General features: G+C 45.3%; 1 protein-coding gene. It reads left to right on the top strand.

Translation table 11 applies throughout. The annotated features are described in order from the left end of the window. Positions 1–335 precede the first annotated feature (335 nt). Positions 336–1,643, top strand: a complete 1,308-nt coding sequence (locus EBR25_13670; GenBank protein ID NBW42031.1) for a hypothetical protein — start codon at positions 336–338, stop codon at positions 1,641–1,643. Positions 1,644–1,763 lie beyond the last annotated feature (120 nt).

Here is a 1,763-nt window from a genome sequence, read left to right on the forward strand (position 1 = left end):
ACCGGGAACGCTCGGTATTCGCTCTCTCTTTTCAACTGTTTCGGTCAGACCTTATTCACAAAACGAAAAATCTGAGCAAGAAGATGCGAGCTCAATTGTGAACTCCCCACATCTCTCGGCTCAACATCAGATAAGTCCGCAATTCTTCTCAAGATATGATTGATTTTCCTATTCCTCTATGATTTGCGAGCTTCTGAATAGCTTTGACGTCAAAATCGTACTGATTTACCACTGATTCTTGTTTTACAAATATTTTACCGACATGGAGTGATACGTTAACTAGAATTCCCACCATACCAATTGTGGGTGAGGGACATAGCTGGACCGTAGTTCATATGAGAATTCTCCCCCTTCTCTTACTTTTTGTTCTTCCTCAAATCGCTCTGGCTAATCCTAGACTCGGTGCTCCCATAGTTTACTGCGGAGGACAGGCATGTGAGGCTCTTCATCCCTCCAAAATGTGTGAGAGCTGGAAGGAAAAGGCTTTTCCTAAACCACAGGAGCCAAATCCTCCCGAGTTCAATGGCGAAACTTGTCCGCTTCATGGAGAGAAGCTTCGAAAGGGAAATGCCAGGATCGTCTATGGTATAGTTGGTGCAATTCCTGACGACCCAGACGACCACCCGAAAGCGAATCTCTATACGACCGGAGGATGCGTTGAGAGCTACCATTCTTCCGAGTATGAGCAAGTGTTCTATTGCCCAGTTTGTAGGAAGAAGCGAGAAGCCAAAGAGAAGGTAGTGCAGCAGCAGCGCGAGGAAAACCCTCAAATCTCGGACAGCAGGTTATTTGATATCGCAGCAACTCGTAAAAACGTCCTTAGAATGATTGAGCTCGCTCGGTCAAACGAGCTCCCGCAAGAAAAGAAAGATTACCTAGATGAGCTTGCTAACGATCCAAAGAAGATTGAAGCCTGGATGCCTGAAGATGCTGATGAGAATAGGAAAAGAACTATACGTTCTCAATTTGCCTCTTACACCATGTCACCGGAGGAGCTCTTAAAACTCAACAAGGACGATCCTAGTTGGTCAGATCAAATCTATACAAGGCTGGCTAATGGTGCTGACACTCCGGAAGAAGTGCTGCGTTCGATAGCCAAAATTGCTCTGGAACCTCCACCTCCAGGAATACCTTTTAATAAGAATATGTTTCTTCAAATCTCTCTTTTGGGAAATATGAATACTCCGAAAGAGATTATCGAGTCGATTGTAGATTCCTGGTTGGATGATACAACACCATTTGCGGATCAGTTTCGGGCAAACGGTGCTCTCTTGGTTATGCTCAATAAGAAGGTATCTTCTGAGCTTTTTGAGAGATTCTTCAAGAAGAAATTTCACCTTATCGATCCGGCACATATCGCTATTCGATTCGAAGAGATATCCAGTCTCGTCGTTCGGCACAGTGCTCTTCTGAACGAGAAGAAGAAGTTTGTATCTGAGCACTTGGCAGAAAAAGATAACACCACTGGACTTATTTGTGCCGTCGCTCGAGATGGACTAACTAAAGAATCTCTCTTGGCGCAGCTTGAAAAGGCCTTTGGAGACATCTCTTGCCCACGCAGCGAGACTCTAGTGAAGTTAGTAGCTGAGAATCGTAAAAATCGAGAAAAGGGATATCTCTGTGATCCCATCCCGAGTTTTTAACCCCCCCCGCCATCCTCTCAAGCAGCCCCTCAAACACGCCGCCTAGCCAAAATACAACGCCGTGAAAGATATCGGTGCAGTAGTCAAGCGTCCAAAATTTGGGAGAGGAGAGTCTAAACG

The organism is bacterium (genome assembly GCA_009926305.1).
In the GTDB taxonomy this organism is placed as follows: Bacteria; Bdellovibrionota_C; UBA2361; order UBA2361; family RFPC01; genus RFPC01.

Excerpts from the sequence above, each read along its gene's own strand:
- EBR25_13670 (NBW42031.1), top strand. The coding sequence starts at position 336 with ATGAGAATTCTCCCCCTTCTCTTACTTTTTGTTCTTCCTCAAATCGCT.